General features: G+C 67.9%; 34 protein-coding genes. 16 read left to right on the top strand and 18 right to left on the bottom strand.

Features of this window, described 5'->3' with window-relative positions:
- Position 1 precedes the first annotated feature (1 nt).
- From FB475_RS25685 to FB475_RS25675, 3 genes are read right to left on the bottom strand one after another with little or no spacing between them, the layout of a single operon-like run.
- Complete coding sequence (locus tag FB475_RS25685) at positions 2 to 961, bottom strand: DUF6286 domain-containing Asp23/Gls24 family envelope stress response protein (protein WP_141859115.1); 960 nt, start codon at positions 959 to 961, stop codon at positions 2 to 4.
- Positions 954 to 1,136, bottom strand: coding sequence for a hypothetical protein (locus tag FB475_RS25680; RefSeq protein ID WP_141859114.1), 183 nt, complete (start codon positions 1,134 to 1,136; stop codon positions 954 to 956). The genes FB475_RS25685 and FB475_RS25680 overlap by 8 nt, the downstream gene beginning before the upstream one ends.
- Positions 1,133 to 1,621, bottom strand: a complete 489-nt coding sequence (locus FB475_RS25675) for an Asp23/Gls24 family envelope stress response protein (RefSeq protein WP_141859113.1) — start codon at positions 1,619 to 1,621, stop codon at positions 1,133 to 1,135. Before FB475_RS25675 ends, FB475_RS25680 begins: the two co-directional genes overlap by 4 nt.
- A gap of 238 nt (positions 1,622 to 1,859) precedes the next feature.
- Between FB475_RS25675 and FB475_RS25670 the strand changes: the two genes are divergently transcribed.
- The 5 genes from FB475_RS25670 (at position 1,860) to FB475_RS38430 (ending at position 4,314) form a co-directional block, all read left to right on the top strand.
- Positions 1,860 to 2,417, top strand: a complete 558-nt coding sequence (locus FB475_RS25670) for an RNA polymerase sigma factor (RefSeq protein ID WP_141859112.1) — start codon at positions 1,860 to 1,862, stop codon at positions 2,415 to 2,417.
- Positions 2,408 to 3,040: an Asp23/Gls24 family envelope stress response protein gene (locus tag FB475_RS25665; protein WP_141859111.1), complete on the top strand. Its 633-nt coding sequence runs from the start codon at positions 2,408 to 2,410 to the stop codon at positions 3,038 to 3,040. Before FB475_RS25670 ends, FB475_RS25665 begins: the two co-directional genes overlap by 10 nt.
- Positions 3,037 to 3,438: an Asp23/Gls24 family envelope stress response protein gene (locus tag FB475_RS25660; RefSeq protein WP_141859110.1), complete on the top strand. Its 402-nt coding sequence runs from the start codon at positions 3,037 to 3,039 to the stop codon at positions 3,436 to 3,438. The genes FB475_RS25665 and FB475_RS25660 overlap by 4 nt, the downstream gene beginning before the upstream one ends.
- 224 nt (positions 3,439 to 3,662) lie before the next feature.
- Positions 3,663 to 3,914: a response regulator gene (locus tag FB475_RS38435; RefSeq protein ID WP_202878501.1), complete on the top strand. Its 252-nt coding sequence runs from the start codon at positions 3,663 to 3,665 to the stop codon at positions 3,912 to 3,914.
- Positions 3,915 to 4,167: 253 nt separating this feature from the next.
- Positions 4,168 to 4,314 (top strand): winged helix-turn-helix domain-containing protein, encoded by a 147-nt coding sequence (locus FB475_RS38430; protein WP_202878550.1) that lies wholly within the window; start codon positions 4,168 to 4,170, stop codon positions 4,312 to 4,314.
- Here the strand turns inward: FB475_RS38430 and FB475_RS25650 are convergent.
- Positions 4,299 to 4,586, bottom strand: a complete 288-nt coding sequence (locus tag FB475_RS25650; RefSeq protein WP_141859109.1) for a hypothetical protein — start codon at positions 4,584 to 4,586, stop codon at positions 4,299 to 4,301. The two genes, FB475_RS38430 and FB475_RS25650, sit on opposite strands and share 16 nt — an antisense overlap.
- A gap of 70 nt (positions 4,587 to 4,656) precedes the next feature.
- Positions 4,657 to 4,974: a putative quinol monooxygenase gene (locus FB475_RS25645; RefSeq protein WP_141859108.1), complete on the bottom strand. Its 318-nt coding sequence runs from the start codon at positions 4,972 to 4,974 to the stop codon at positions 4,657 to 4,659.
- A 53-nt stretch (positions 4,975 to 5,027) separates the two neighbouring features.
- Between FB475_RS25645 and FB475_RS25640 the strand changes: the two genes are divergently transcribed.
- The gene (locus tag FB475_RS25640) at positions 5,028 to 5,222 is read left to right on the top strand and encodes an imine reductase family protein (protein WP_141859107.1); all 195 of its coding nucleotides are present in this window, start codon (positions 5,028 to 5,030) and stop codon (positions 5,220 to 5,222) included.
- Positions 5,219 to 5,800, top strand: a complete 582-nt coding sequence (locus tag FB475_RS25635) for an NAD(P)H-dependent oxidoreductase (RefSeq protein ID WP_202878500.1) — start codon at positions 5,219 to 5,221, stop codon at positions 5,798 to 5,800. The genes FB475_RS25640 and FB475_RS25635 overlap by 4 nt, the downstream gene beginning before the upstream one ends.
- A 286-nt stretch (positions 5,801 to 6,086) precedes the next feature.
- On the opposite strand, the gene FB475_RS25630 is transcribed toward FB475_RS25635, so the two are convergent.
- Positions 6,087 to 6,383 (bottom strand): helix-turn-helix transcriptional regulator, encoded by a 297-nt coding sequence (locus tag FB475_RS25630; protein WP_141859106.1) that lies wholly within the window; start codon positions 6,381 to 6,383, stop codon positions 6,087 to 6,089.
- 126 nt (positions 6,384 to 6,509) lie between these two features.
- Between FB475_RS25630 and FB475_RS25625 the strand changes: the two genes are divergently transcribed.
- Together FB475_RS25625 and FB475_RS25620 are read left to right on the top strand one after the other, a co-directional pair.
- Positions 6,510 to 6,827 carry an antibiotic biosynthesis monooxygenase gene (locus tag FB475_RS25625; RefSeq protein ID WP_141859105.1) on the top strand — a complete coding sequence of 106 codons (318 nt, stop codon included), beginning with the start codon at positions 6,510 to 6,512 and terminating at the stop codon, positions 6,825 to 6,827.
- A gap of 188 nt (positions 6,828 to 7,015) precedes the next feature.
- Positions 7,016 to 7,990 (top strand): NYN domain-containing protein, encoded by a 975-nt coding sequence (locus FB475_RS25620; protein ID WP_141859104.1) that lies wholly within the window; start codon positions 7,016 to 7,018, stop codon positions 7,988 to 7,990.
- A 181-nt stretch (positions 7,991 to 8,171) separates the two neighbouring features.
- Here FB475_RS25620 and FB475_RS25615 read toward each other — a convergent pair whose 3' ends face one another.
- From FB475_RS25615 to FB475_RS25590, 6 genes are all read right to left on the bottom strand, one after another.
- The gene (locus FB475_RS25615) at positions 8,172 to 8,402 is read right to left on the bottom strand and encodes an alpha/beta fold hydrolase (protein ID WP_202878499.1); all 231 of its coding nucleotides are present in this window, start codon (positions 8,400 to 8,402) and stop codon (positions 8,172 to 8,174) included.
- A gap of 11 nt (positions 8,403 to 8,413) precedes the next feature.
- Positions 8,414 to 8,536, bottom strand: a complete 123-nt coding sequence (locus FB475_RS38195; RefSeq protein WP_272952097.1) for a hypothetical protein — start codon at positions 8,534 to 8,536, stop codon at positions 8,414 to 8,416.
- Between the two features lie 117 nt (positions 8,537 to 8,653).
- The gene (locus tag FB475_RS25605) at positions 8,654 to 9,730 is read right to left on the bottom strand and encodes a M48 family metalloprotease (RefSeq protein WP_141859103.1); all 1,077 of its coding nucleotides are present in this window, start codon (positions 9,728 to 9,730) and stop codon (positions 8,654 to 8,656) included.
- Entirely contained in the window at positions 9,720 to 10,373 is a 654-nt protein-coding gene (locus tag FB475_RS25600) for a hypothetical protein (RefSeq protein ID WP_238332405.1), read from the bottom strand. Before FB475_RS25600 ends, FB475_RS25605 begins: the two co-directional genes overlap by 11 nt.
- Complete coding sequence (locus tag FB475_RS25595; RefSeq protein ID WP_141859101.1) at positions 10,361 to 10,762, bottom strand: hypothetical protein; 402 nt, start codon at positions 10,760 to 10,762, stop codon at positions 10,361 to 10,363. The genes FB475_RS25600 and FB475_RS25595 overlap by 13 nt, the downstream gene beginning before the upstream one ends.
- A gap of 102 nt (positions 10,763 to 10,864) precedes the next feature.
- Complete coding sequence (locus FB475_RS25590) at positions 10,865 to 11,251, bottom strand: ANTAR domain-containing protein (RefSeq protein ID WP_141859100.1); 387 nt, start codon at positions 11,249 to 11,251, stop codon at positions 10,865 to 10,867.
- Between the two features lie 177 nt (positions 11,252 to 11,428).
- Between FB475_RS25590 and FB475_RS25585 the strand changes: the two genes are divergently transcribed.
- Complete coding sequence (locus FB475_RS25585; protein WP_185759431.1) at positions 11,429 to 12,106, top strand: alpha/beta fold hydrolase; 678 nt, start codon at positions 11,429 to 11,431, stop codon at positions 12,104 to 12,106.
- Positions 12,107 to 12,117: 11 nt separating this feature from the next.
- Here FB475_RS25585 and FB475_RS25580 read toward each other — a convergent pair whose 3' ends face one another.
- The gene (locus tag FB475_RS25580) at positions 12,118 to 13,125 is read right to left on the bottom strand and encodes an RNA polymerase subunit sigma-70 (protein WP_141859098.1); all 1,008 of its coding nucleotides are present in this window, start codon (positions 13,123 to 13,125) and stop codon (positions 12,118 to 12,120) included.
- Positions 13,126 to 13,296: 171 nt separating this feature from the next.
- On the opposite strand from FB475_RS25580, the gene FB475_RS25575 reads away from it, so the two are divergent.
- The gene (locus FB475_RS25575; RefSeq protein ID WP_141859097.1) at positions 13,297 to 14,583 is read left to right on the top strand and encodes an MFS transporter; all 1,287 of its coding nucleotides are present in this window, start codon (positions 13,297 to 13,299) and stop codon (positions 14,581 to 14,583) included.
- A gap of 44 nt (positions 14,584 to 14,627) precedes the next feature.
- Here the strand turns inward: FB475_RS25575 and msrA are convergent, their stop codons facing one another.
- From msrA to merB, 3 genes are all read right to left on the bottom strand, one after another.
- Complete coding sequence (msrA, locus tag FB475_RS25570; RefSeq protein ID WP_141859096.1) at positions 14,628 to 15,179, bottom strand: peptide-methionine (S)-S-oxide reductase MsrA; 552 nt, start codon at positions 15,177 to 15,179, stop codon at positions 14,628 to 14,630.
- Positions 15,176 to 15,646 (bottom strand): peptide-methionine (R)-S-oxide reductase MsrB, encoded by a 471-nt coding sequence (msrB, locus tag FB475_RS25565; protein WP_141859095.1) that lies wholly within the window; start codon positions 15,644 to 15,646, stop codon positions 15,176 to 15,178. Before msrB ends, msrA begins: the two co-directional genes overlap by 4 nt.
- A 103-nt stretch (positions 15,647 to 15,749) precedes the next feature.
- Positions 15,750 to 16,412 carry an organomercurial lyase gene (merB, locus tag FB475_RS25560; protein ID WP_141859094.1) on the bottom strand — a complete coding sequence of 221 codons (663 nt, stop codon included), beginning with the start codon at positions 16,410 to 16,412 and terminating at the stop codon, positions 15,750 to 15,752.
- A 78-nt stretch (positions 16,413 to 16,490) separates the two neighbouring features.
- Here merB and FB475_RS25555 point away from each other — a divergent pair, with 78 nt between their 5' ends.
- The 4 genes from FB475_RS25555 to FB475_RS25540 all read left to right on the top strand — a co-directional run bounded on the left by FB475_RS25555 (position 16,491) and on the right by FB475_RS25540 (position 18,856).
- Positions 16,491 to 16,862, top strand: coding sequence for a nuclear transport factor 2 family protein (locus tag FB475_RS25555; protein WP_141859093.1), 372 nt, complete (start codon positions 16,491 to 16,493; stop codon positions 16,860 to 16,862).
- Positions 16,859 to 17,182 (top strand): antibiotic biosynthesis monooxygenase family protein, encoded by a 324-nt coding sequence (locus tag FB475_RS25550; RefSeq protein WP_141859092.1) that lies wholly within the window; start codon positions 16,859 to 16,861, stop codon positions 17,180 to 17,182. Before FB475_RS25555 ends, FB475_RS25550 begins: the two co-directional genes overlap by 4 nt.
- Positions 17,183 to 17,258: 76 nt before the next feature.
- Positions 17,259 to 18,062 carry an endonuclease/exonuclease/phosphatase family protein gene (locus tag FB475_RS25545; RefSeq protein ID WP_238332468.1) on the top strand — a complete coding sequence of 268 codons (804 nt, stop codon included), beginning with the start codon at positions 17,259 to 17,261 and terminating at the stop codon, positions 18,060 to 18,062.
- Positions 18,059 to 18,856, top strand: a complete 798-nt coding sequence (locus tag FB475_RS25540; RefSeq protein ID WP_141859090.1) for an endonuclease/exonuclease/phosphatase family protein — start codon at positions 18,059 to 18,061, stop codon at positions 18,854 to 18,856. The genes FB475_RS25545 and FB475_RS25540 overlap by 4 nt, the downstream gene beginning before the upstream one ends.
- A 5-nt stretch (positions 18,857 to 18,861) precedes the next feature.
- Here FB475_RS25540 and FB475_RS25535 read toward each other — a convergent pair whose 3' ends face one another.
- Positions 18,862 to 19,662: an SDR family oxidoreductase gene (locus FB475_RS25535; RefSeq protein ID WP_141859089.1), complete on the bottom strand. Its 801-nt coding sequence runs from the start codon at positions 19,660 to 19,662 to the stop codon at positions 18,862 to 18,864.
- A gap of 70 nt (positions 19,663 to 19,732) precedes the next feature.
- On the opposite strand from FB475_RS25535, the gene FB475_RS25530 reads away from it, so the two are divergent.
- A complete protein-coding gene (locus tag FB475_RS25530; RefSeq protein WP_141859088.1) occupies positions 19,733 to 20,509 on the top strand; it encodes a helix-turn-helix domain-containing protein in 777 nt (258 codons plus the stop codon).
- Here FB475_RS25530 and FB475_RS25525 read toward each other — a convergent pair.
- Complete coding sequence (locus tag FB475_RS25525) at positions 20,506 to 21,612, bottom strand: epoxide hydrolase family protein (protein ID WP_141859087.1); 1,107 nt, start codon at positions 21,610 to 21,612, stop codon at positions 20,506 to 20,508. The two genes, FB475_RS25530 and FB475_RS25525, sit on opposite strands and share 4 nt — an antisense overlap.
- Positions 21,613 to 21,683: the final 71 nt, after the last annotated feature.

Genomic DNA, 21,683 nt, shown 5'->3' with positions numbered 1-21,683 from the left:
CTCACGGCTCCTCGACGGTGACCCGGGCGCGCACCCGAGGTGTGGGAGTGATCTCGTGCAACCGTGCCTGCACTGTCGCCGCGAGTTCCTCGCGGACACGTTCCGCGTCGCCGATCGTCGTGACCGAGACCCGTACCTTCCGACGCTTGGCGGCCCCCTTGGCGCCGGTGACGGAGTCGATCGCACGCGCGGACTCGGCCGCCAAGCGGGCGGCATCGCGAGCGCGGATCCAGACACCGGCGGCGCGATCGCCGACCGCCAGGTGCGTCGCCTTGCGGGGCTTCAGCGTGGCGAGGAGGACCCATACCCCGAGCAGGACGGCGGCGATCCCGGCGGGAATCATCCAGTCGACCGGCTTCAGTACTTCGGCCTTGCCGAACAACCACTCCAGCCACGACGAACCGCCGACAGTCCCGGTCGAAACGAGCGTCTCGCGGACACCGACGGCACCGATCAGGATCGCCGCCAGCGCCGCGATGATCCCCACAGCCGCAGCCGCCGGTGCCGCGACCGGTCGCTTGGCGGGAGCAGCGGCACCAGGAGCGGTCTGACCGCCGGCATCGAGGGCACACTCCGTGGCGTCACTCCCGACCGGCGAGACCTCGACGGCAGAGATGTCGACGTCCACACCGTCGATCCCCAAGCCGGTCAAGGCTTCCACCTCTTCGCGGACCTGGTCGCGCACGTCGGCCGCCAGCTCACCGAGCAGGTGTCCCCAACCGACCGGGATCTCCAACTGGACACGCGCTCTGCGTCCCGCGAGTTGAGCCTTCGCTTTCGGCAGCCCGCGACCGAACGTGGCGGACTGGCGCAGTACGGCGGGATGCCGACCAGCTGTGGCTTCGGCAATCTTCTCGACCACGCGCTGACCGATCTCCAGGCGTCCCCGCTCCCCCGCGTCGCTCCTGTCGGACCGCAACGGCTGGGCGGCCGGAGCAACGGGGATGAGGATGTCAGCCACGGCTGCGGCGCGCCATCAGGTCGTCAAGGCCCTTGGTGCCATGGGTCAGCAGACGACCGGCAAGGAAACCGGCTGCCCCGAGCACCAATGCCAGCAGGAATCCGAGGAACCCACCCGTCACGGCGGCGATCGCGATCAACAGCCCGGCGAACAGGCCGACAGTCGATGCGCTCACTGGACTCGACGCTCCATCGGCTCAACCCCGGCCTGGTCCTCCGACTCGTCCTCACCTTCCAGGTGGACGTCGCTGACGGCGATATTGACCTCGGTGACCTCGAGGCCGGTCATCCGCTCGACCGCCGAGATGACATTGCGGCGAATCTCCTGGGCGAGGTCGGCGATGCTCACGCCGTACTCCGCGACAAGCTCGATGTCGACCGCCGCCTGCGTCTCGCCGACCTCGACCGAGACGCCTTGGGACATGTTGGTCCGCGATCCGGGCATCCGGTCACGCAGCATGCCGACCGCCCGCGCGGCGCCGCCACCGAGGGCGTGGACGCCGATGATTTCCCGGGTCGCTATACCCGAAATCTTCGAGACGACGACATCGGCGATGGTGGTCTTGCCGCCCGGGCCGGCACCCAGATCTGTGGTGCTGGTGACGTCGCTGCCCGGGCCGGGCTTCGCCGCGATCTTCGCGGTCGTGGTGGTGTCGCTCATCGGACGATCCTTTACTGGTCGGGTTCTGGGTGTGCGTTCGTGATCTTCTGATGGTTGGACAACACCGCGGGCCGCGATGTCACGGTCCAAGTTCAAGTTCCTTGCTGTTCGCGCCGCCCTCGTCGCGCCTGTGGCGATATCCGCGGCCGAGAGTGATGCTGGTGGTGTGAGCACCGTCAGCGGGACTGATCGGACTCGGGACCGTGACATTCGCGGAGTCGGTGTCGTCTCTACATCCATGGGCGACTTCGCGGAGATCGACGAGGCGACTTTGGTAGCCCGCGCCAAGAACCGCGACCCCGCGTCGTTCGAACTTCTGGTGCGCCGCTACCAGCGCCGCATCTACACCCTTTGTCTGAGAATGCTGAACGGCGCCAGCGGGGAGGCCGAGGACGTCACCCAGGACGTGTTCGTCACCGCGTGGCGGCGGCTGCCCGAGATCCGCTGCAACGAGGCCTTCAGCTCTTGGCTGTACAAGGCCGCGACCAACAAGTGCCTCACCATCCTGCAGCGGCGCAAGCCGACCGCCGTGCTCGACGACGGCCGCGAACTGGCAGAAACCAGCATCGAGGGCGACCCCGGACGAGCAGCGGCCGGCACCGAGGCGATGAAGGCGCTGGCGCTGGCGCTACAGCAACTGCCGCCACCACAACGGGCCTGCTGGCTGCTGCGCGAGGTCCACGGACGTTCGTACAACGAGATCGCCGAACTCCTCGAAACCTCACCCGCAGCAGTCAGAGGACGGATAGCCAGAGCACGAGCAGAGCTTGCGGAGGTGATGAAACCGTGGAGATGAACCCGGCCCAGCTGCCCACCGACAACCGGGGAGGCGACTACCGGACTGCCGACTATGAACTGCCGTGCGGGCAGACCGTCGACGCCGTCTGGGACGACCTCCGAGCAGACCGCGTCACCGCCCACGGCCTCGACTGTCCGCACTGCACCACCACCCGAGCCGGCCTCAGTCAGTTGGCCGAGGCAACCAAGCTCCTCGTCGAGGACCAGACCGAACTACCGGCGAACCTGGTCGACTCGATCATGACCGCGGTCCGCGCCGACCTCAGGCTCGCCCGCACCATCCAGCTACCCCCCGAACTGCCGACCGCCACAGGGTACGTCGACATCTCCTTCCACGCCCTCGCCGCCGTTCTGCGCTACGTCGTCGACGGTGTAGACGGCATCCGGGCGCATGAGTGCCGCATCGATCCAGCCGCGGACCAATCAGGCGCCCCTGGCACCATCCGAGTCTGGATGTCGGTCTCGCTGCGCTTCGGTTCCGGCCGCGTCGCCGCGCTGGCCGAGGCTCGCCGGCGCGTCGCGAGCGCGCTACCGCAACGCATCGGCCTCCAGCTCGACTCCCTCGACTTCGAGGTCGCCGACGTCTGGATCGACGAGCGCTACCCCGGAGGCCGGTCATGACCGACAGCAAGCACGCTCCCGAGCGGCCCGTACCCACCAGCGTCCTGCACGACATCCGGTACGCCGACAGCGTCGCCCGCGCGGCCCGGTCCGTACCGGGCGTCGTACGGCTGCAGCCCGGTGTGGTCGGCCTCCTTCGGCAGTTCGCGGCTCAGGCCTGGGAACGCACCACCGGCACACAGGCCCCGGACACCGCCGGAGTAGACGTCCACCTCACTGCCGACGGTCACGCACGCGTCGACGTACGCATAGTCGTCGACATCAACCACCAGGCCGCCGAAGTCGGCGCCGCCGTCCACCACGCCGCAACCCAAGCCATCACCGACCGCCCCGTCACAGCCCGCGTCCACATCGTCGACATCGACCTCGAACCCATCCCGGCCCGTCCCCCAACGTGATATCGGGGCGATCGCTTGTCCGGGGTTGAGAAACCGTAGGGCGTACGACGAGCGCGGGCGCGACGTTGAAGGGCATCGCGGCTGATCCCGGGGTCGAACGGGCGGCCCTGAAACGGTGGGGTCGACGAATAAGCAGGGCAAGCACCCAATCACGGGTAGCGGCGCGCAGGCGGACCGGTGGCCTGTTGCCACACGGGGTTTCGGCTGGTCGGTACGGTACTGGGGTGGTGGCCAAGGTTGCTGTTTGTGAAGATGACCGAGCGTTGCGCGGAGTTCTGCGCCGGGCGCTGGAAAGCGACGGGCACTCGGTTGCCGCCAGCGCGACCGGCGTCGAGCTGCTCGCTCAACTGGATCCGGCGCCGAACGTCGTGATTCTCGACATCGGTCTTCCCGACGCCGGCGGGAGGGACGTTCTGCCTGGCGCTGCGCGCGCAAGGGGTGGACGCCCCGGTCCTGATGCTGACCGCCCGGGGTGAGCCGCTCACAAGGTGAGTGGGTTCGAGGTCGGCGCCGACGACTACCTGACCAAGCCGTTCGACATCCGCGAACTGCTCGTCCGGACGCAGGTGCTGCTGCGTCGGGCCACGGTTGCGCTGACCGTTGACGAGGTCATGCTCGACCCGCCCAGCCACGAGGTACGGCGAGGTACTGACGGCGAAGCGTTGACGCCGACCGAGTTCCGGCTGCTCGGCCGCCTGATCTCCGTGCCAGGTCGTCCGGCGGCATGCGCTGGTCGCTGCCGGCTGGCCACACGGGGCTCAGGTCAGCGAGAACACGCTGGACTCGTACCTGCGGCGGCTGCGGGTGAAGCTCGAGCGGCTCGGCATCGCTGGCCGGGTCGCGACCGTGCGTGGAGTCTGCTATCGATGGGACTGACCGGTTTCCGGGCGCGCGTCGTGTCGCTCGCCGTCCTGACGGCGACGCTCGTGGTCGCCGTCCTCGTGGTGCTCAGCCATGTGCTGCTGACGCGCGCGACCGACGCCGACACGCGAACGCTGGCGCGAACCCAGGCCGAGGCGGTCGCCGCGAGGGAGCAGGACCGTCAGCCCGGCGATCAACAGGCCCGCAACGAACGCGATGCCGAACCAGAGCCATGTCGACTGCGCTCCCGCGCCGAACGACGTACTGCTGAAGGCCGTGAGCAGCACCGCGTGCCGGCGTCTGGCGCAGGCGCAGGCTGGGTCGGACCGGCGAACGGGAGTCCGCAGGCGAGCTGCCTCAGGTCACCTTTGGCGGAACAGGAATCGAGCTGGTGTGCATTTGCACGTCCCGCGTCACTGTCAACGGCATGACACGTCCCAGGCCGATCTCGCGGAAGTACTCGGATTCCCGGTGCGCCGCGAACGCGTCAGCATCGATGTACTTCTCAATGCTCACATAGCGCTCAGGCTGGTCGAGAGAACGGAACACCTCGTAGGACTTACAGCCGGGCTCCTTCCGGCAGGCTGCACCGAGTTCCTGGAGGACCGCACCCAGTTCATCGGCGTTTTCCGGACTGGAGGACACATCGGCGATCACGACTACTTGTGAATCCATAGGCCGAGCCTAGGGCTACGGAGGTCAGCGCGGCCGACCGTGCCTCGGCGACGGTGGCCGAGAAACGGCGCCCAGGCAGCCTGAGCACGATCACCATGACGGGCGCGACCGCGGACCACATCGTCAGCGCCGGTGCGGTGGCCGGCGTCGACCTCGAGCTGCCGCGGGGCGGTGCGGGCTACCGTCAAGCGATCGAGCACGGCCACGGCGGCGACACCTGGACCCGGGCAGTTTCAACCATGCCTTGACAGAACGGGTGGTCGCCACGTTGGAGCGACGGGGCCTGGGCGTCAATGTTCACGACCTGTACGCCGAGAACTTCGATCCGGTACTGCGAGCCGACGAGGCCTACACCAGCGGCCAGAGCGCGGAGCAGGTACTCGCGGCCGGCAGCGACCCCCTGCTGGACTTGCATCGACGTGAGTTGAGTGCCGCATCGGCGCTGGTGGTGGTTCACCCCAACTGGTGGGGCAAACCCCCGGCGATCCTGGCGGGGTGGATGGATCGAGTCCTGGTACCAGGCGTGGCCTACCGCCTGGATGAGGCCGGCGGTGAGCCCGAATCCCTGCTGTCGCTGCGGGAAGTGCTGGTGTTCAACACCTCCGACACCACCCAGGACCGCGAAGCCGAACTGTTCGGGGATCCATTGGAGTCGATCTGGCTCGATGCCTGCCGCCCTATTTGGGCGGTCCTCGAGTCGATCGGGTCGTCCTGCGCGTGGTCGCCGATGCCGACGCCGCGGAGCGCACCCGCTGGCTCGCCCGGGCCGAAGACCTGGCCAACCGGCTACTTGCCTCAGGCAGCGACCTGGTGTCTCGGTAAGTAGCCCGCCGTTGTATCTACAGCAACGCCGCTTGCCGATCAAGGCAAGGTCGAGTTCCGCGATTCCTTCAGACATTTGTGGTGCTCCTCGGTCAGGCGCAGTCGGTGGTTGGGACGGATTGAGCCGCCCCGGGGGAAGCTCTCCCGCCCGGCTCCACGGCAACGCAAGGCATGGGCGCCTATCAGGTAGTGATCGCGCCGCTGTTGCGAACAGTCGCGCCTTTCGCCGAATTCCACACCGTCTGCCCCCGGCAGTTGGGCGCACCGTGGATGCCGTCCCGGCCGTCAGCTCAGGCCTGGTCGTGTGTTTCAAGATCGGTGTGAGCGAGCAGGTGCACCAATTCGCCGACTGTTCGCTGCCGGAGCAGAGCCTCTGGCAGGGGCTTGTCGGACTGAACGTTGTAGCGGTTGCGGCGGCCGTTCTTGTCCTTGACCACGTATCCGGCCTCCACCAGATCGGTGACGATGCCGAACGCGGCGCGCTCGGTGATACCGAGCGTCGTCGCGATCTCCCGCAGCCGGATGCCCGGGTCATCGGCGATGCACAGCAGAGCCTGCGCATGGTTCGTCAGGAAGCCCCAGGCCATGACCCAGAGTATACCGGACCCCCAGATCTAGGAATTATATTGCTAGTATTGAGATACTGGTGTAGCTTGAAAGTTGTGGAACCGGCTTCGAGTCACGCAGGCCGCTCCACCAAAGGAAGGCACATTATGCGCAGCACGCGCGTTGCTCTGTACGACATCAAGCCCGGCACGTACGACGAGGTAGTAGGCCAGGCCAAGTCCGGCATGGTTCCCTTGTTCAAGGCAAGCAAGGGCTTCGTCTCCTACGGGATTGCCCAGGTCGACGAGAAGGCCTTCGTGTCCATCAGCACTTGGGAGACCCGGGCACAGGCTGACGACGCCGCGGTCAAGGCCGCTGACTGGGTGAAGGCCAACAGCCGCGATCGTTTCACCCTCCGCAACAACTACGTCGGCGACCTCGCCATCGACACCGGACACCGCGAGCCGGCGCCGATCGCCCACTAGATCGATTGAACAGCAGCCCCGCCGCGCATGACGCGGCGGGGCTCGCTTCTGTTGCAGCTGTCGGCCGCCACAGCTGACGGTCCTTGATGGCCCGGCGCCGCGTAGGGTCGTCGGGCAGCGCCATTGGGCCTACTTCGCGTTCTTGGGCAGAATGGCGCCGGGAGACCATCTCGATGAGAAGGGAAACCATGGCCGACCCCGGCATCACCCGCGTCGCCGTCTACATCGACTTCGACAACATCGTGATCTCGCGCTACGACCAGGTTCATGGCCGTAGCCAGTTCCAGCGTGACAAGGTGCGGGCGTCGGACCGGGCGCAGAGATCGGCCGAACCCGATATCGCGGACAAGCTCCGGCGCGCCACGGTCGACATCGGCGCAGTCATCGACTTCGCCTCGTCGTTCGGCACTCTCGTCCTTACGCGCGCCTACGCAGACTGGTCGGACCCGGTCAACGCCGACTACCGCGGTCAACTGGTCAGCCGCGCAGTCGACCTGGTGCAACTGTTTCCCGCTGCGGCCTACGCCAAGAACGGCGCCGACATCAGACTGGCCGTGGACGCGGTCGAAGACATGTTCCGGCTTCCGGACCTGACCCATGTGGTGATCGTCGCCGGAGACTCCGACTACATCGCGCTGGCGCAGCGCTGCCGACGTCTTGGCCGCTACGTCGTGGGCGTCGGAGTAGCAGGATCGACCAGCAGATCACTCGCCGCGGCCTGCGACGAACTCGTGATCTACGACGCGCTACCCGGCGTCGCCCCCATTGACATCTCCCGAGCGGCGACCGAACAACGCACAAACCCCAAGGCCGAATCCGAAGAGGAACCCGACACCTCGTCGCAGCCCGGCTCGCGCCGTACCAGCGCCGCGGGCGCCGCGATAGCCGACGAGACCGATCCCGACTCCGAAGACCCCCAGAAGGTGGCGACGCGCCTCCTCGAACGAGCGCTGCGCCTGGGACACGAGAAGGATGACGCCGAGTGGCTGCACAGCTCCGCGGTGAAGAGTCAGATGAAGCGCATGGATCCCTCATTCAGTGAGAGGGCACTCGGCTACCGATCCTTCTCCGACTTCGTGCGGTCTCGCGAAGACGTAGCCGACCTCGACGAGACAACCCCCGCGCGGCTCGTACGGCTCAACCCAACGCTGGCTGCACGGTAGCGGTTCACCGGGACGAGGCGTGGTCCCGGATTGGGGGACGTCGTGCGTAGAAGCCGACGTCCGGTCGTGCCACGCGGCACGAAGCACCAGAGCATCGCTGGTCCCCTGACGGCGGACCTTCATGAGCGATGAGGCCTCCAGCTTCCGGTGGTGTCGATTCCGGCCTCATGCATCGCCTCGATCAGGCGTCGAGGTAGCGGACGTGGCCGGCGAACGTGTATGCGATGTCGGGCTTGCCGGATCGGCCCATGCCGATCAGGTCCGGTGCGAGCAGCCTGCCAGGTCCGCCCTCTGGCAGCACCTTGCGCCAGATGTGCGACGAGGCGGGGTTGCCGTGCCGGAAGACGATCGGCGTACCGCTGAACATCTCTTCGTGGTGAATGGGGGAGTCCAGGATGGCAATCTCGGGCATGTCAGAGTCCCTCAGTTGTTGCCGAGCGGAGTTTCGAGCAGGACGGTGAGTTCGCCGACGAGGTCCGCCGTACGCTCACCGCGGCGTCCGCCGAGCGGCGCCGGCAACCGATCCAGCAGAACGGCGACTTCCACGATGGCGGGCTGGACGACCTCACGGCCGCGATCGGTGAGCTGGAGACGGACCGTCCGGGTGCCGACGGCGTCGCGGGTGCGCTGGATCAGGCCGGCATCGTCGAGATTGCGCCCACGTCAGGCGATGGAGCGGGCGCGGCCGGCCGGAGAGAGTTCCAGGAAGGTTGTCAGCTCGGTGGGGACGGTGGCGTGGAACGGCCAGGCGGGCAGGTGCCACTGCGGGTTGGCGTCCAGGGCCTGGAGGACGCCGATCGGACTCTTCGTCAGGAGTTCGGTGAGCTCGGCGGCATCGGTGAGCTTCGGGTCGGCGAGGAGTTCGGTGGCCTTGGCAGCGACCTTGTCCCGGGACTCGAGGGCAGCCGACCAGACCTTCTGGACCAACTCCTCCAGCGCGCCCTGGACCGCACCGAGCCCCTCACCGGCGTCATCGCCGACCAAAGCGGTGGCTTCACGCATCAGGTTGAAGATGCGATGCAGGTACGGCGGGTGTGAGTACTCGATCGACCATTGTTCGTGATCGACCAACTCGCCCATGAGCGCCAGGCGGAAGTCGTCGAACGCCCGGAGCAGGAAGATGAAGTAGACCGGCGCCGACAGCGCCGTCACGATCAGGTCCGGGTGCGGTAGCGAGCCGAGCTGGAGCCGCAGAGCGAACGCGTCGGCGCTCAGTTCCTCGTCCTGCGAGGCTCGCAGCGAGTCGACATTGTCCGGATCCGCGCCCGCACCGAAGGTGTGGTCGAGCGCGACGTGAGCCAACTCGTGGCAGATGACGAACCGGTACGCATACTGCGCGAACGACGTCGCTGCCGTGGCCTGCCGCGGCGAGATCTCGATCGGGCGAACCGACGCCGAGCGCAGCGGCGAGGCGTAGCAGTCGATGGCCGACGCCAGCCGATTCCGGGCGGCCGGCCAGTACGCCGATGGCCGTTTGCCGCGCTCGTCCGCGACGAAATAGGTGGCTGCAGTCGAGGTGAGCGCGTTCAGGACCCGGTACGTCGCGCCACCCATCCGGATCACCGCCTTGCCGCCGGTCCGGACGGTGAAGGCCTTGTAGTCCGTGCCCTTCGATTTCACGATCCGGGTCTGCGGCGGACGCAGGCGTTCGTACAACTCAGGCCGCGAGATCACGGCCTGCAGGATGTTGCCGACCGCGGCGTCGAGGTGCTCCTCCATCAGGAAGTCGTCAGCCGGCATCGCACGACTCCACGGTTTCCAGCTTCGCCACGTCGGACAGCTTGAGCACCGTCGTACCGGCCGTGGTCGAGTCGATCTGGATCTCTCCGTCGTCGGATCGGGCCAGCGTCCCGCAAACGACCACTTTCGACGTCTTGGTCACCCGGACCTGGTTCGTCGCCTTCGACGGACCGTACCAGGCGAGCGCGAAGCTGGCACCGAGGAACGCCAAGGTCAGGTAGGTCAGCACCTTGGCGCGCCGCAGGTCACGACGGGCCTTGTCCGCCTGCTGCAGGTCGAGGCCGGCCCTGCCCCCTAATTGGCGGAACGCGGCCCGCGTCATCTGCTGCGGCACGCCGTACGCCGCCCGCAGTGCCGCGACCGCGCCCAGGACCGCGAACAGCGCTGCGCACAACAGTCCCAGCCCGGTCAGCTGCGCGGCGAGTGGATCGAGGTCCTTCGTTGCCTTGGGCGCCCCGACGACCGAGAAGATCGACACCAGACCGAGCAGTGCGGCCAACCCGGTCCGCCAGTTCTCCGCACTCTTGCGCACGGACGCAAGCTGGTCCGAGAACAACGTGGCCCACTGCTGGTCGATCGCCAGATCGTCGGGGTCCGGCAGACCGCCCGGCGGCTGCAGTCCGCCCGGCGTCACGGCGCCCACACCACCCGGACACGGTAGGCAGCACCGCACCCTGATTTCCCGTGCGGCCGGTGCGCGTGCTTCTCGCTGCATCCGCACCTTAGGTCGAAAGACTCGTCACCGCTGGACAGATCGATGTCGAGCTCGGCGAACTCGGCCTCGGCCTGCTCCCGCTGGGTCTGGCTGAACTTGCTGGCGCCTGCCACCGCAACCAACCAATGCCGGCTCTCGGGCTGGTCATGGCCGCACCGCGGGCAACGGCCACCGAGATCGACCGCCCACGGCCGGCGGTCGTCCGGAAAGAATCCGACAGTGATCGTCGACTGCGCCTTCTCGGTGTCATCCGGCCGCACGACCTCGGAGTATTCGATCGCCACCGCTCCCCCTTCGCGTTCCGTCCCCTTGCTCACCCGACAAGTACACCCGGACGCACGGAAGTTGAAGCACCCGAACCGGTATCAACCAGGTCACGAGTCACCCCAGGGCCGATGTGCCCCATCGCTCGGGTCCGGTCAGCTTCGCGGCATCGAAGGCTTTCTCCGATCACCACTGCCTGCCCAGCACGGCCGCTCGTTTTCTCCCACAACGATCTCGGCATCGAACACGTTCTCGTTGCCGAGGGCAGCGGGTCGATCCACCTCGAACGCGACCTCGCCGCTCAGACCGTACCGATGCATGACGATTCCCTGCGCTTGGCCGATGACAGTGCGACCTTGCAGGGCCGCGGTGAGCTGAGCGATCAGCGAGCGGCTGACGTGGAACAGCCGGACGTTGTCGAAGGCGACGCCCGCGTGCAGCGCGAACAACAGCGCCAGGTCATGAGTGGTGTCCGCGAAGGCGTCCGGCCTGACCGGCAGCAGCCGGAACGGTGGAGGCCAGGCGCCGTACGAACCGGGCAAGAGTCGTCTCGACGTCGTCCCCGTCGACGAGGCCGAGGCCGGCCTGACTCGAGGTTTCGATCAGCGCCGGTGGGGCACCGGGCTGTCCTTCCGTCAGACTGGGCGGTTTTGCGGGTGGGGTGCGGAGCAAACTGTGGGTGTTGTTCGAGCGGGGGCGTCGCGGGCGAGGGTGCGGATGTGGTGTTCGTGCCGGGGCTCGGGCTGGACTGTCGCGAGTGGAACGGCGTACACAGGTGTCTTCGCGACGGCGCTGCGGGCGGTGAGCACCGGGAGTCGGTGGTTGTCTTGCCCGCGCTCGGACAGCGTGCTCCTCGGGGCACGGAACTCGCGGTCGAGGCACTGGCCGAGCGCCTCACCAACAGGATTCGGGCAGTTGGCCGGGAAGTCCTTCTCGTCGGCCACTCGGCCGGCTGTCCGGTGGTCGTCGAGGCCGCGGTTCGGTGTGCGTCGGTTGTCGGTCTGGTTCTCGTCGGGCCGGTGACGGATCCGCGGGCCGCCACCTGGCCGCGGATGATCAGCCAGTGGGTCCGGACCGCCGTGCACGAGCGTTCGTGGGAGGCACCGATCCTGTTGCCCCAGTACACCCGGACGGGGCTCGGTTCGATGGCCCGAGGCATGAACGCGGTACGTCGCTTCCGCACCGACCTCGCCCTCGCGCACACGAGCGTGCCGGTCGCCATCGTCCGCGGCGCACGCGATCGGATTGCGCGGTACGACTGGTGCCGCCGACTCGCCGACGCGGCAGGCGGCCCGGCTTCGGTCACATCGGTCCCCGGTGCAGGTCATATGGTGCCGCTCACCCATCCACAGGCGCTTGCGGCGGCGATTCGGACGATGAAGGAGATCAAGCAGTGAGAAGGGATCGGTCACCGGGGCGGTAGCGATTGCGGTAGGCCGAACCACGGCAGCACGGTGGCCTCGAAGCGGGTCATGGCGCGGATCTGGTCGCCGACCAGGGTGAGTACGTAGAAGCCGGCGGCGTGGCGGGTTCCGGCCGGGGCGCGCAGGTACGCCCCGAAAGCGGGCTGACCATTGGCTCGGGTCGGTACGAGATCGAACCGCCGGCCCGCGGCGAATTGGCGGGCCCAGTAGCCGGCCACGGCCTCGCGGCCCTCGTATCCGAACGGCTCCGGAGGCATGGCGAAGAAGACGTCATCGGTCAGCAGGGCTACCAGTGCGTCGAGATCGGCCGACTCCCACGCGCGGGCGAACAACGCCACGATCGCCTCCTCGGCAGGCGAACCTGCGGTGGGCGGCGGCTGGTGGCCGGCGGCTTGCTGCCGGCGCTGCAGGCTCGCACGGGCTCGCTTGAGGGCGCTGTTGACCGACGAGACGGTCACGTCCAGCATGCCCGCCACTTCGGCGGCGTGGAATCCGAGGACATCGCGCAAGATGACGACGGCAACCTGGCGGGGCGGAAGCAGCTGCAGGGCAGCCACGAACGCCAGCGAGATGGCTTCGCTCTGCTCGTAGCGGGCCTCCGGGCCAGGCTGGTCGACGGCGCCCTCGAGGAACGCGTCAGGAAACGGCTGCAGCCAGGCGGCCTCGTCGCGCGGGGTCGGTACGGGCGGTTGGAACTGCGACATGTCCCACTCCCTGGCCGGGCGCCGGCTTGCCGCGCGGCGCGCGTTGAGGCACCGGTTGGTGGCGATCTTGTACAGCCAGGTGCGCAGCGACGCGCGTTCCTCGGTGAACCCGCCGATGCCCTGCCAGGCGGCCAGCATCGTCTCCTGGACGGCGTCCTCGGCGTCCGCGAGAGATCCGAGCATCCGGTAGCAGTGCACCTGCAGCTCCCGCCGGTGGGACTCGGCCAGCTCCCGGAACGCCTCGCCATCCCCCGCCCGCGCCCGGGAGAGCAGATCGGCCGGCACCATCCTGCACTCCTTCCGTTCACGGCTTGTCGTGCCTTCACCCGGTATATACACCGCCGCCGGCGCGAACTGGGCGGCTCGCGGGCGCCCAGTTTCCCGATGCCGCGGTGTATCCACTAGCGACCGCTCACCGGATCGTGGCGCGGCAACTGGAGACGACCCTGGAGGTTGACGATGGAACCGTCCGCATCGGCGGGGCGCGTGGCGCTCGCTCGGGTGTTCAGCGGCTGGCGGACGGGTCTGTCGGGGCCAGTCATCGTTCTTCAGGCCGGTACCGCGGTCAACTACTTCGGCACTGGACTGATCCTCCCCTTCGAGATCATCTACATGCACCAGGCCCGCGGCTTCTCGACGGCGACCGCGGGGCTGGTGCTGGCGGCGGTGATGGCCACGGCGGCGGTCGTGACTCCCCCTTCGGGTGCGCTTCTCGATCGTTTCCGTGCCAAGCCGATCCTGATCATCGGAAATCTCGCGAGCGCACTGGGCTATGCGGGCTTCGCGTTCGTCGACCGTCCCTGGCAGGCCTTCGTCTGCGCGGCCGTCGGCGGCGCCGGGTTCGGAGTCGCGAGTACGGCGAACCAGGTGCTGAGCCTGACCCTCGTTTCGGTGGAGCAGCGCGCCGCCTCGATCGCGCTCCGCCGAGTCGCCGGCAACTTCGGTCTCGGCAGCGGCGCGACCGTTGCCGGCTTCATCATTGCTTACGCCAATCATCTCCGCGCGTTCCAGGCGCTCTACCTTTTCGACGGCGCCACCTTCGGTGTCTTCGCGCTCGTTGTACTCGTGGGGATCCCCAATCTCCCCAGTACGAATGCCGCGCCTGCGATCGACAGCGGAACAGGCTTCCGCGCAGTTGCCCACGATCGGCTCTTCCTGATCCTGCTCGCCGCCAACGTCGTGCTGATCATGACCGGCGGCGCGCTCTTCTCCAACATCCTGCCGCCGTTCGCGAAGACGCATACGCCGGTCGGGCCGAGCGAGATCGGCATCGTCATCTTCATCAACACCATCGTCATCGTCGTGGCGCAGATTCCAGCCACACGAGTCCTCGAGCGCATGCGCCGTACCCACGCTCTTGCCGCGACCAGCGGGCTGTTCGCGATCGGGCTGCTCGCTGTCCTGCCCGCCACGCTGACGCGCTCATCGCTCATCGGTACGGCGGTGTTGGCCGGGGTCGCGATCGTGATTGCGATCGGTGAGTGCGCGCAGTTCGTCGTACTCGGCCCGATCGTCGCCGACCTCGCGCCACCGCAGCTGCTCGGCCGGTACTTGTCGCTCTACGGCCTCACGTTCATGGCAGGCGTAGCCCTCGGCCCCGCGGTCGGCGGCCCGCTGCTCGCAGCGTCACCGGACGCGGTCTGGTGGGGCGGCGCCTTGGCGGCAGCACTGACCGGAGCCGGCTTCCTGCGACTCGGCAACCGGATACCCGACCCGCTCGTGCAGGCAGAATCCGCTTCGCTGTAATGAGGGCGTGCCCATCACCTCGGTGACGGGCACGCCCTCTGTGCTCAGGCAGTCTGAGTGCGGCGCGGGAGGACCCAGTTCGGGCGGGGGAAGTGGCAGGTGTAGCCCGCCGGGTAGTTGAGCAGATAGTCCTGGTGCTCCGGCTCAGCCTCCCAGAACGGACCCGCCGGCTCGATCGTGGTCACCGCCTTGCCCGGCCACAGCCCGGACGCGTCGACATCCGCGATCGTCTCGCGGGCGATCTCCTCCTGCTCGGGGGTGAGCGGGAAGATCGCCGAGCGGTAACTCGTACCGATGTCGTTGCCCTGGCGGTTCAGTGTCGACGGGTCGTGGATCTGGAAGAAGAACGCCAGGATGTCCCGGTACGTCGTCCGCGCCGGGTCGAAGACGATCTCCACCGCCTCCGCGTGCCCGGGGTGGTTGCGGTACGTCGCGTGGTCGTTCTGCCCGCCGGTGTAGCCGACGCGCGTGTCGAGCACGCCGGGCTGGCGGCGGATCAGATCCTCCATCCCCCAGAAGCACCCGCCGGCCAGGACGGCGGTCTCGGTGCCCGGCTTGCGGGTGATCTCCCCGGTGTCATGAATTCCACTCGTCACGATGCGTGCTCCTCCGTAGTCGTGGCCTCGAACAATGACCGGTACTCGCCGTAGCCCTCTGCCTCCAGGTCGGCGACCGGGATGAAGCGCAGCGCGGCGGAATTCATGCAGTACCGCTGGCCTCCGGCGTTCACCGGACCGTCGTCGAACACGTGACCGAGGTGGCTGCCGGCGCCGGTGGACAGCGCCTCGACGCGGATCATCCCGTACGACCTGTCGGTCTCGGTCCGGACGGCGTCCGCCGCGATCGGCTTGGTGAAGCTCGGCCACCCCGTGCCGCTGTCGTACTTGTCGGTGGACGAGAACAGGGGCTGTCCGGAGACAACATCCACGTAGATCCCGGCCTCGTGGTTGTCCCAGTACTCGTTGCGGAACGCGGGCTCGGTGCCGCCCTCCTGAGTGACGCGGAACTGGTGGCGGGTGAGGCGGCTGAGCGCCTCCGGGGTCTTCCGGTAGTCGTGAGACACGATTTCTCCTTCTCTGACGTCGCTGGCTGCGCCGTCACCATGCACAACACCGTGAGCCGCCGTTTTGGTCCCGCAGTCCGCTGAACCCACTGTGACCGCGGTCTCAGTCGGGTAGACCCCAGAACGAGCCGGACAGGCCGACGCCGTGCAGGTAGTCCACGGCGGCGCTGGGCTCACGACGTACGTAGCCGCGCTCCAGCCGACCGGCGTACCAGCCCGAGGCGAGCCGCCACAGTGTGGGCAGGTCCATGACGTACCCGCGGCCGCTTCCGGTCCGATCGAGCCACGTGTTCAAGCAGAGCTCGGAGCAGAAGATCCGCTGGTTGCCGCAGGTGAAGACGACGTCGTCCCACATGCGCGCGGCCGGAACCAGGAAGTGCGCGATCTGCTCACCACTCGGCGGTTGCTGGTTGTCGATCCGCCAGGCGTGAGCCTGGCCGCACTCGGGACACGTCGTCGCCACCAGCATCGGGCCTTGGTCCGGCAGTAGGTGCGCAAGCGCGAAGGAGTCCCACGAGCAGCCACCCCACCACAGGGTGTCTCGGCCCATCACCGAGAAGCCCAATGGGGTGGCTGCGAACGGGTGCGCCATGGTGATCTCGCCGTCCTGCCCGAGCGCGAGATGCCGTTGTGCGGCGAGAACGGCCAAGCCGGCCGTCACCTCCTCCGGCGTCACCGCGAGGTCGGTCGCCAGATCAGAGCGCCGGGGAATCTCGCCACGGCGGAATCGTTCGTAGACGGCGATCCGCAGGTCCTCTGTGTCCACGTTCCAAGAGTAGGTCCCGCGTTTCGCCTAGCGCAGACATAACTTCCCTGATGCCGGGTCAGTCCGCAGACTTGCGTCATGAACCCCTTGGAGCCTGCCGATGTGCAGGACCAGCTCGCCAACCTCTACAGAGCGTTCAACGACCGTGATCTGTCCAATTTGCTGGCGGCCATGACGCCGGACGTGGCGTGGCCGAACGGGTGGGAAGGCGGTGTCGTCCACGGCCATGACGAGTTGAGCGACTACTGGCAGCGGCAATGGGCCGAGATCGAACCGACGGTCGTGCCCACCGCGTTCACCACCGAAGCCGACGGTCGCACCGCTGTCACAGTCCACCAAGTCGTACGAGACAAGACGGGCAACGTTCTCTCGGATCATCAGGTCCTCCACATCTACCGCTTCGCCAACGGCCTCGTAGCGCAGATGGAGATCCGAGAGTCGCCCCGATGATCGTGCGAATCTGGCGGACCGGGGTGCGGGCAGACCGCGTGAGCGATTACGAGCAGTTCGCGCGGACGCGATCGCTGCCGATGTTCCGGCGGCGAGAAGGTTGCCTCGGCGTGCTGTTCGCTGCCGATGCCGGCGAGCGCATCGTGATCACGCTGTGGGACGGACCCGAGAGTGTCGACCGGCTGGCCGAGTCGACGGAGTACCGCGAGACGGTGGACGCGCTGTCGGCCACCGGCATCCTCGAGGGCGAACAATCAGTGCAGGTCTTCAACTCGACCGGTGGCTTCGTGGAACCGGGAATAACCATCGACGCATTCTGACCTGTTCGGCTCAACGGCAGACGGGGTATCGGGTGGTATGGACGGTGCCGAGAGGTTCAGGGTTGCCACGTTGAACGTGTTCGGGTTGCGGGAGGACTGGTTGCGGCGGAGGGAGTTGATTGCTGCGGGGTTCGCTGAGTTCGGTCCGCAGTTGGTGGCCCTGCAGGAGGTGGTGACGAGCGACTCTGTGGATCAGGTCGTGGACGTTCTGGGAGATGGGTACCAGATCGTCCATCATGCCGAGCGGGAGCGCGACGGGCAGGGGATATCGATCGCCTCACGCTGGCCGATCACCGGCGTCCACGAGATCGATCTCCAGCTCGGTCCGCGTCCCGCCGGTTTCGCGTGTTCGGCGCTCGTGACCGAGATCGCCGCACCCACCGGCCGCATGGTCTTCGTGAATCACCTGCCGGATTGGCAACTCACGCACGAAGCCGAAAGGGAACGGCAAACCGTGGCAGTTGCCAGATTCATCGAAGATCTGGCCGGCGACGCCCGGGTCCCCGTCGTCGTGGCGGGAGACATGGACGCCACCCCGGACGCGGCCAGCATCCGCTTCTGGACCGGGAAGCAGTCCCTCGACGGAATCAGCGTCTGTTACCGCGACTGCTGGACCGCCGCGAGACCACCTTCACCCGGCCATACATTCACCCCCGAGAACCACCTCACCACGACAGCAGAGGTCGGTGACTGGGAACTCGAGCTCGGCCGGCGCATCGACTACATCCTCGTCCGCTGCTCCGACCACGGTCCCAGCCTGTACGTCGAAGACTGCCGGCGACTGTTCGACAAGCCGTCGGGCCACACCTGGCCCAGTGACCACTTCGGCGTCGGCGCAGTCCTGTCGCCGGTGACGCCCACCGGAAGGCCGGTGCCGTGAACACCGTCACGATCGCCACCCTCAACGTCTGGAACACCAGCGGCGACTGGCCGGCCCGCCGCGCGATCCTCCAGCGCGAACTCTCCGATCTCAACCCTGACCTGATGACGCTGCAGGAAACCGTCGTCACCGCCGACGACGACCAGGTACGAGAGATCCTGCCGCCGGAGTACCACGTCGTCCATCAGAGCGCGCGGCACCCGAACGGGCAGGGAGTCAGCATCGCCAGCCGCTGGCCGATCGGACAGATCGAAGAAGTCGACCTGCACCTGACGCCCCGCAGCGACGATTTCCCTTGCACCACGCTGATCACGGAGATCCTCGCTCCGCCACCGATCGGCCGGATCTGGCTCGCCAACCATTTCCCCGACTGGCAGCTCGACCACGAAGCCGAGCGCCGTACCCAAGCCGCGGCGACCGCGCGGATCCTCGACGATCTTGCCACCGAGAAACCGGGGCATCTGCTGGTCGCCGGCGACTTCGACGCCGAACCCGATGCCGACAGCATCCGGTTCTGGACCGGGAAACACGTCGTCGACGACTTCAGCGTCTGCTACCGCGACGCCTGGGCCAGTGCTCATCCCACCGACCCGGGCCACACCTTCGTCCCCGACAACCCCCACAGCGAGGACTGGGACTGGCCGTTCCGCCGCATCGACTACATCCTGGTGCGCTGCGGCGCACACGGCGGCCCGACCCTGCGCATCGAAGACTGCCGCCGCATCCTGGACGGACCAAACACGACGGCCAGCGACCACTACGGGCTGGTCGCCGTGCTGACAACCCCCGGCTGACGAATTCACGCCTGCTCGGCGAGTGGGCGCCAGGCGTTCCAGGTGGCGAGGCGTTCGGCGTACGTCTTCTCCGCGACGGGGTACGGGTACGACCCCAGAAACATGCGCAGTGGAGGCTCGTCGGTGTCGACCAGCTCGAGTACGACGTCCGCCGTGACGGCCGGGTCTGCCGGCGTACGGGCGGCGGCTCCGGAGCGACGTGCCTCGCGGATCGGCTTGTAGGCGTCGATCGGGTCGGTGTGTACGGCGGAGGCGCCGGACCAGTCGGTCCCGTACGGTCCGGGCTCGACGATCGTGACGTTGACGCCCAGTGGGGCGACCTCTGCGGCGAGCGCCTCGCTGAGCCCTTCGAGCGCCCACTTGGACGCGTTGTACAGGCCGAGCGTCGGAAACGCGGCGATGCCGCCGATGCTGGAGACCTGCAGGATGTGACCGCTGCGCTGCGCGCGGAGTACCGGCAGCACGGCCTGGGTCACCCAGAGTGCGCCGAAGAAGTTGGTCTCCAGCTGCGCGCGAGCCTGCTGCTCGGTCGTCTCTTCGATCATGCCGAACAGGCCGTACCCGGCGTTGTTGACCACGACATCCAGCCGGCCGAAGGTATTCGCGGCCTGCCCGACGGCGGCGAAGACGGCTGCCCGATCGGTCACGTCGAGCTCGAGCGGCAGCAGCCGATCGCCGCCCGGCAGATCCTTCAGATCGTCAAGGTTGCGGGCCGTTGCCGCGACCTGATCTCCGCGCTCCAGCGCGGCCTGCGCCCAGACGCGGCCGAAGCCGCGGGACGCACCGGTGATGAACCAAGTTTTCATACTTCGACCGTGCCTCGCCGCGCGGCCGGCAACCAGGCCCCTGCCAAGGGGGTGGTTAAGCTCGGACCTGATGACCCTCCTGGGCGCATTCATCAAGGGACGGCGCGGACGCGTCAGCCCGGACGAGGCAGGACTGACCTCGTCCGGCCGGCGGCGCGTACCCGGGCTGCGCCGCGACGAGCTCGCCCGGCTCGCGGGCGTCAGCGAGCGCTACCTGACCAGGCTCGAACAGGGCACCGACGACAACCCGTCGCCGCAAGTACTGCAGGCGCTGGCCACTGCGCTCCGACTCTCCCCCGACGAGACCGCACACCTGTTCGCCCTCGCATCCACGCCCGCGGTGCCCGGCGTACAGACGGTGGATCTCGCCGAGATCCAGCAGCTCGTGGATTCCTGGCCGAGCAGTCCTGCCTACGTCCGCGACCAGTACTTCGACGTGGTCGTCGCGAACAAGCTCGCGCTCGCGCTGTCCCCGCTCTACACCCCGGGTCAGAACCTCGTCCGCGGCATCTTCCTCGACCCCGCAGCGCGCGAGCTGTTCCCCGACTGGCCGGACGTCGCCGCGCAGACCGCTGCCGCCTTGCGGGCCGAGGCCGACCTGTCCGAACCCCGGACCGCGCAGCTCGTCGACGACCTGATGACCGACGACTACTTCCGCGACCTCTGGGGCCGGCACGACGTACGCCCGACGCGCAACGAGCTGAAGCGCTTCGACCACCCGGTCGTCGGCTCGTTGTCCCTGCGCCGGCAGTCGCTGTCCGTCGCGGGCGCTGACGGCTTGGTTGTCATCACCTATCACGCCGAGCCGTCCTCCCCCGACGCCGACGCCCTCGCCCGGCTGCTTTAGACGAGCGCCGCGAAAGCCCGGATGTCGGCCGCCAGGAGGTCAGGCTCCTCGGTCGCGGCGAAGTGGCCGCCGCGTGGCATTTGCGTGTAGTGGACGACGTTGTAGTTGCGTTCGGCCCATGCCCGCGGCGGTTGGACGAGGTCGGCGGGGAACACCGCCAGCCCGGTCGGTACCGACACCCGCACGGGCCCGGGCGGATAGTTGTTGTGCTCCCAGTACGGTCGGAAGCTCGCCGCGATCGCTCCGGTGAACCAGTACAAGCTGGCCTGGGTCAGAATCAGTTCGTCGCTGCGGCCCGAGAGCCCGTCGCCGTGGTCGGTCCAGGCGCGGTACTTCTCCAGCAACCACGCGAGCAGCCCCACCGGCGAGTCGTTGAGCCCGTACGCCGGCGTCAGCGGCCGGGTGCGTTGCAGGTGCTCGTATCCACCCTCCTCGGCGTACCACTGCTCGCCCTGGGCGACGTACGCCGACTCCTCACCGGTCGGCTGCGACTGGTCGATGGGATCGGCAACCGCCAGCACGTGGATGCCCGCTACCGCCTCCGGATGCGCCTGAGCCAGCCGCGCGCTGATCCCGGCGCCGAGATCACCGCCGTGCGCGAGATACCGGTCGAAGCCGAGCCCGGTCATCAACCCGTGCCAGAGCTCATGGGTCGGAACACCAGGCAGTGTCGGCTGCTCCGGTGTGAACGGAAAGCCAGCCAGCGATGGTACGACGACAGTGAAGGACGTTGCCCCCGCTTCGCCGTACGAGCTCGGCCGCGCCAGCCGCTTCGCGAGCTCCACCTCCTCGAGGAACGTGCTCGGCCATCCGTGCGTGAGCACGATCGGCACCGAGTCGGCCGTCTCCCCGTCGAAGCGCAGGTAATGCACGGGCAGGGCGTCGACTGTGGCCCAGTACGACGGTAACGCGTTGATCGCGCGCTCCTGCGCACGCCAGTCGAAGCCATCGGCCCACCACTCCGCCAACCGCCGCAACGCCCCCGGGTCGGTCCCCGCTCCCCACCCCGCAACCGGCCACGGCCGCGGCCACCGAGTGGCACGGATCCTGCGTCGCAGCTCATCCAGGTCCGCATCCGGTACGGCGATCAACGCCTCCGACATGGCGACTCCCCTTCGTTCCCCACAGTGTGCTCGACCCGTCGGCCGGCGCGGGTGATTGCGGTGACTCCGCA

It is taken from the genome of Kribbella jejuensis (genome assembly GCF_006715085.1).
Lineage (GTDB): Bacteria > Actinomycetota > Actinomycetes > Propionibacteriales > Kribbellaceae > Kribbella > Kribbella jejuensis.
The sequence above is the reverse complement of the archived record's forward strand: the minus strand, read 5'-3'. Positions and strand labels throughout refer to the sequence as shown.

Bases quoted from the DNA above. Each gene is read 5' to 3' on its own strand.
- FB475_RS25675 (WP_141859113.1), bottom strand. From the start codon at position 1,621: ATGAGCGACACCACCACGACCGCGAAGATCGCGGCGAAGCCCGGCCCG.
- FB475_RS25670 (WP_141859112.1), top strand. From the start codon at position 1,860: ATGGGCGACTTCGCGGAGATCGACGAGGCGACTTTGGTAGCCCGCGCC.
- FB475_RS25660 (WP_141859110.1), top strand. From the start codon at position 3,037: ATGACCGACAGCAAGCACGCTCCCGAGCGGCCCGTACCCACCAGCGTC.
- FB475_RS25645 (WP_141859108.1), bottom strand. From the start codon at position 4,974: ATGGATTCACAAGTAGTCGTGATCGCCGATGTGTCCTCCAGTCCGGAA.
- FB475_RS25630 (WP_141859106.1), bottom strand. From the start codon at position 6,383: ATGGCCTGGGGCTTCCTGACGAACCATGCGCAGGCTCTGCTGTGCATC.
- FB475_RS25625 (WP_141859105.1), top strand. From the start codon at position 6,510: ATGCGCAGCACGCGCGTTGCTCTGTACGACATCAAGCCCGGCACGTAC.
- FB475_RS25620 (WP_141859104.1), top strand. From the start codon at position 7,016: ATGGCCGACCCCGGCATCACCCGCGTCGCCGTCTACATCGACTTCGAC.
- FB475_RS25615 (WP_202878499.1), bottom strand. From the start codon at position 8,402: ATGCCCGAGATTGCCATCCTGGACTCCCCCATTCACCACGAAGAGATG.
- FB475_RS25605 (WP_141859103.1), bottom strand. From the start codon at position 9,730: ATGCCGGCTGACGACTTCCTGATGGAGGAGCACCTCGACGCCGCGGTC.
- FB475_RS25580 (WP_141859098.1), bottom strand. From the start codon at position 13,125: ATGGTGCCGGCCGATCTGCTCTCCCGGGCGCGGGCGGGGGATGGCGAG.
- FB475_RS25575 (WP_141859097.1), top strand. From the start codon at position 13,297: ATGGAACCGTCCGCATCGGCGGGGCGCGTGGCGCTCGCTCGGGTGTTC.
- FB475_RS25555 (WP_141859093.1), top strand. From the start codon at position 16,491: ATGAACCCCTTGGAGCCTGCCGATGTGCAGGACCAGCTCGCCAACCTC.
- FB475_RS25550 (WP_141859092.1), top strand. From the start codon at position 16,859: ATGATCGTGCGAATCTGGCGGACCGGGGTGCGGGCAGACCGCGTGAGC.
- FB475_RS25535 (WP_141859089.1), bottom strand. From the start codon at position 19,662: ATGAAAACTTGGTTCATCACCGGTGCGTCCCGCGGCTTCGGCCGCGTC.
- FB475_RS25530 (WP_141859088.1), top strand. From the start codon at position 19,733: ATGACCCTCCTGGGCGCATTCATCAAGGGACGGCGCGGACGCGTCAGC.
- FB475_RS25525 (WP_141859087.1), bottom strand. From the start codon at position 21,612: ATGTCGGAGGCGTTGATCGCCGTACCGGATGCGGACCTGGATGAGCTG.